The sequence below is a fragment of the Mesorhizobium sp. M7A.F.Ca.CA.002.09.1.1 genome, assembly GCF_003998555.1.
GTDB classification, from domain to species: Bacteria; Pseudomonadota; Alphaproteobacteria; order Rhizobiales; family Rhizobiaceae; genus Mesorhizobium; species Mesorhizobium ciceri.
This window is the reverse complement of sequence record NZ_RZRR01000479.1, coordinates 1-4,261: the sequence shown is the minus strand read 5'-3', so window position 1 is coordinate 4,261 and position 4,261 is coordinate 1. Positions and strand designations below refer to the sequence as shown.

The 4,261-nt window shown below is 63.8% G+C and carries 5 protein-coding genes; 2 read left to right on the top strand and 3 right to left on the bottom strand.

The genetic code is table 11. The annotated features are described in order from the left end of the window. Both EN994_RS20135 and EN994_RS20130 read left to right on the top strand, forming a co-directional pair. Positions 1–570, top strand: a 570-nt coding sequence (locus EN994_RS20135) for an endonuclease/exonuclease/phosphatase family protein (RefSeq protein WP_348631682.1), incomplete at its 5' end; no start/stop codon positions are given. Further along, positions 567–1,412 (top strand): EamA family transporter, encoded by an 846-nt coding sequence (locus EN994_RS20130; protein WP_013529691.1) that lies wholly within the window; start codon positions 567–569, stop codon positions 1,410–1,412. The genes EN994_RS20135 and EN994_RS20130, both read left to right, overlap by 4 nt. An 8-nt stretch (positions 1,413–1,420) precedes the next feature. Here EN994_RS20130 and EN994_RS20125 read toward each other — a convergent pair whose 3' ends face one another. The 3 genes from EN994_RS20125 to EN994_RS20115 all read right to left on the bottom strand — a co-directional run. Next, the gene (locus EN994_RS20125; RefSeq protein WP_024502755.1) at positions 1,421–2,638 is read right to left on the bottom strand and encodes an MFS transporter; all 1,218 of its coding nucleotides are present in this window, start codon (positions 2,636–2,638) and stop codon (positions 1,421–1,423) included. Between the two features lie 163 nt (positions 2,639–2,801). Then, complete coding sequence (locus tag EN994_RS20120; RefSeq protein ID WP_063168958.1) at positions 2,802–3,110, bottom strand: Dabb family protein; 309 nt, start codon at positions 3,108–3,110, stop codon at positions 2,802–2,804. 17 nt (positions 3,111–3,127) lie between these two features. Next, positions 3,128–4,261, bottom strand: a 1,134-nt coding sequence (locus EN994_RS20115; protein WP_127307750.1) for a GMC oxidoreductase, incomplete at its 5' end; no start/stop codon positions are given.

Sequence of the window (4,261 nt, the reverse complement as noted above, 5' to 3'; positions counted from 1 at the left end):
CTGCGGCCGCTCAACACCCGCAATGCAGCACTTGAATGCATGATCCGCACGCCGGCAGGGCCGGTGCGGGTGTTGTCGCTGCATCTCGCCCATATCGCGGCCGAGGAGCGGCTGGAGCAGATCGACTATCTCCTGGCCGAGCATCGCCGGGCACCGTCCGACGGCGGGCCGTGGAGCGGCGTCGACGACGAGCCCACGCGCAACTGGACCAGCGGCGAAGCGGAGCCGGAAAACCCGCTGGCGGCGATCTGGATGGGCGATTTCAACATGGAGCCGGGCAGCGCCGAATATCGCCGCATCGTCGGCAGCACGCCCTACCATCGGGGTGCCGCCTATCTCAGCGGTTTCGTCGATGCCGCCGCCGTTGCCGGGGAGCCAGTTCCGGACTTCCACACCCATGTGAAGACCATCGACGGCAGATTGGCAAAGCGCCGGCTCGACCATTGCTTCGTCGGCGGCATGTTCGCCGGGCGGGTGCGTTCGATCTGTGCCGATATCGACGAGGTTGCGTCGGATCATTTTCCGTTGCGGGTCGACATCGACCTGGAAACGCCCGGCATTGCCACATGACGCTTTTCGTCTTTTTCGCAGTGCTTGCCGCCGCCGCCATGCACGCGATCTGGAACGCGCTGGTCAAGGTCCATCTCGACCGCTTCCTGTCGATCACGCTGATGACGCTCGGCATGGGCGCGGCGGCACTCGTGGTGCTGCCCTTCGTCGAAGTGCCGAAGGCGGAGGTGTGGCCCTACATCATCGCCTCCGTCATTTTCCACATGGGCTACCGCACCTTCCTGATCGGCGCCTACAAGGCCGGCGATTTCGCCCAGACTTATCCGCTGGCGCGGGGCACCGCACCTCTGCTCTCGGCCTTTGGCGGCATGTTCGTCGTTGCCGAGATTCCCGGCCCGTTCGCCATGCTCGGCATCTTCCTGTTGTCGGCCGGCACGCTGGTGATGTCGTTTCGTGGCGGCGCACATCTGGAAAAACTCAATCTGCGCGCGGTTGGCTTCGCACTGGGCACTTCCATCTTCATTGCCAGTTACACGCTGTCCGACGGCAGCGGCGCACGGCTGGCGGCAACCGCGCAGAGCTATGCAGCCTGGCTGTTCATCTGCGATGCTTTTGGCGCCTTGGTGCTGTGCCTCATCTTCCGCGGGCCGAAGGCGCTGCCGGTGTTGGCGCGCGACTGGAAGGCAGGGCTGTTCACGGGCGTGCTCAGCGGCGCCGCCTACTGGATCGTCATGTGGGCGATGACCAAGGCGCCGATCGCCTCCGTGGCCTCGCTGCGCGAAACCTCGATCCTGTTTGCCATGATGATCTCGGTCTTCGCTCTCGGCGAAAAAATGACCGGCTGGCGCGGTGCCGCCGCGCTCAGCATCGTCGCCGGTGTCGTTGCGCTCAGGCTCGGCTGATTTCGACCCTAATTGAGTACGGTCATCAACTGGCCACGTCGTTCCGGACTGAAACGGATGACGACGATGATGCAGATGGCGACCACGCCTGCGAACAGCGCCAGGGCATAGCCATAGCTGCCTCCGGCGCTTTCCGCGATTCCTGCCTGATAGGGGCCGCCATAGGACGCGGCGAGATTGCCCGCCTGATAGATAAAGCCGGGCAAGGTCGCCCGCACCGCCCCGGGCGAAAGCTCGTTGAGGTGCACGGGGATGACGCCCCAGGCGCCCTGGACCGCGACCTGCATGACGAAGGCGCCGATGGCGAGCATGAACGGCGTGGTCGAGTAGGCCCATAGCGGGATCGACGGCAAGGCGATCAGGCAGGCCAGCGTGATGGCGTTGACGCGGCCGATCTTTTCGGACAGCGCGCCGAATGCCAGGCCGCCGACGATGGCGCCGATATTGGCGACGATGGTGATCCAGCTCACCGTATGCGGATCGAAGCCGTGCTGCTTCTTCAGGAAGGTCGGGTAGAGGTCCTGCGTGCCATGACTGAAGAAATTGAAGAACATCATCAGCACGACGGCATAGAGCGCGACACCCCAGTGTTTCTGCAGGGTTTCCCACATGCCCGGTCGAGCCGTCTTCTGCGCTTCGACGAAGGCCGGCGATTCCGGCACATGCGAGCGGATGAAGAGCACAATCAGCGCCGGCACGAAGCTGAGCAGGAACATGGCGCGCCAGCCGATCGTGTAGCCGCCGATCGTCTGCTGATAGAGCAGGCCATAGACCACCGCCGCCAGCAGATAGCCGGCCGGATAGCCGCATTGCAGGATGCCGGAGACCATGCCGCGTGCGCTCGGCGGAATGGATTCCATGGCCAGCGAACTGCCAAGCCCCCATTCGCCGCCCATGGCGATGCCGAACAGCGCGCGCAGGGCGAGGAAGATGCCGAGATTGGGTGAGAAGGCGGCCAGCGCGCCGATCACCGAATAGCTCACGATGTTGAGCATGAGGATCGGCTTGCGCCCGTACTTGTCGGCAAGCATGCCGAAGAAGAACGCGCCGATGAAGCGTGTGGCCAAGGTCAGGAACAGCGCCTTGGAGACCGCGGGCACGTCGGCGTGGAATTCGGTCGCGATATCGGTGAGCAGGAATGTCAGAAGGAAGAAATCGAAAGCATCGAGCGTCCAGCCCAGGAACGAGGCGAGGACGGTCTTCTTCTGCTGCGAATTAAGGGGCAAATCTTCCTCCTCCACCATCATCGATGTGAGGAATTATCAGCCAGTTCAGGGAAGACCGGTGGTCACTTTTTCGCGCGGCTCATTTGATCGAACGCCCCTGAGGTGCGATGAGGAGCGACCGGTGCCATCTGTCGATGAACTCGATCGTGGCTTGATGGTGAGTCTAGATTTCGAGATCAAACACCATCAGCCCGTCCGTGCCGCCTTCCAGGGCAGCGACCAGGCGTGCGCCGGCGCGCTGGTGCGCTTCATGCGCAAGATAGGCATCGCGCGCGGCAGCATCGCGGAAGTCGATGGTGAAGCCATGGGTGAAGCCGCGTGCGAACGGCTCGGGGCTGACATTGGCGCTGAATTTTACGGCGTCCATGCCGTCGATCAGCTGTCGCAGCGCCTCGAGATCGGCATGGACCGCCGTGCGCTCGGTAGCGGCGACATCATTGCGAAATCTAGCGAAAACACAGTGCCTGATCATGTCTTGCTCCTCAGCGGCTAAGCAGCCCGGTTTCCGGAAAACACCGCCGGCGGCAGCGGCTCGCGGCCGAGGACCAGATCGGCTCCTTTTTCACCGACCATCATTGTCGGCGCATTGGTGTTGGATGAAGGCACGCGCGGCATCACCGAGGCGTCGCAAACGCGCAGGCCCTCGATGCCGCGCAACCGCAGATCCGGTGTCACCACGGCCATGTCGTCATGGCCCATGCGGCAGGTGCCAACCGGGTGATGGTCGGTTTTGGAGGTGCGGCAGGCATAGTCGAACAGCTCGTCGTCGCTGGCGAGCGACGGCCCGGGCAGCACTTCGCGCAGCACGTAAGGGGCAAGCGCCTTCTGTCGCATGATCTGGCGCGCCAGTCGCAGCCCCTTGATCGACATGGCGCGGTCATAGGGATCGGACCAGTAGTTCGGATCGATCAGCGGGTGGTCGGACGGGTCGGCACTCTTCAGCCGCACCGTGCCGCGTGAGCGCGGCCGCAGGAAGGCCGAGTTCAGGGTGACACCTGGATTGTTCAGCTTCTCGACGCCGGCCTCGATGCCGGATCCCAAGCCGAGATGGAACTGAATGTCGGGCGAGGCGGCGGTCGGGTCGGCGTACCAGAAGCCGCCGGTCTCGAACAGGCTGGAGGCCACCGGGCCTTTCTTCAGCAGCAGATATTGCAGACCGGCCCAGGCCGTGCGGTGCAGCTTGGCGTAGTTGTCATAGGTGTGATCGCCGGTGCATTCGGCGATGACGAACAAATCGAGATGGTCCTGCATGTTGGAGCCGACGCCGGGCAGGTCATGCACCGGCGTGACGCCGACTGACTTCAGATGGTCTGCGGGGCCGATCCCCGACTGCATCAGGAGCTTCGGCGAGCCGATGGCGCCGGACGAGACGATCACCTCGCGCTCGGCGCGCAGGATTTTCTTGTCGCCGCCCGGCCTGTCGACCACCTCGACGCCGATAGCGCGACCGTTCTCGACGACGATGCGCGTCACCAGCACATCGGTTCGGAGGGTCAGGTTCTTGCGGCTGCGGATCGGCTTCAAATAAGCGACCGAGGCGGAGGAGCGTCGGGCATCCTTCTGGGTCAACTGGTAGTAGCCGACGCCTTCCTGGGCAGCGCCGTTGAAGTCCGGGTTGAAGGG

Bases quoted from the DNA above. Each gene is read 5' to 3' on its own strand.
- EN994_RS20130 (WP_013529691.1), top strand. From the start codon at position 567: ATGACGCTTTTCGTCTTTTTCGCAGTGCTTGCCGCCGCCGCCATGCAC.
- EN994_RS20120 (WP_063168958.1), bottom strand. From the start codon at position 3,110: ATGATCAGGCACTGTGTTTTCGCTAGATTTCGCAATGATGTCGCCGCT.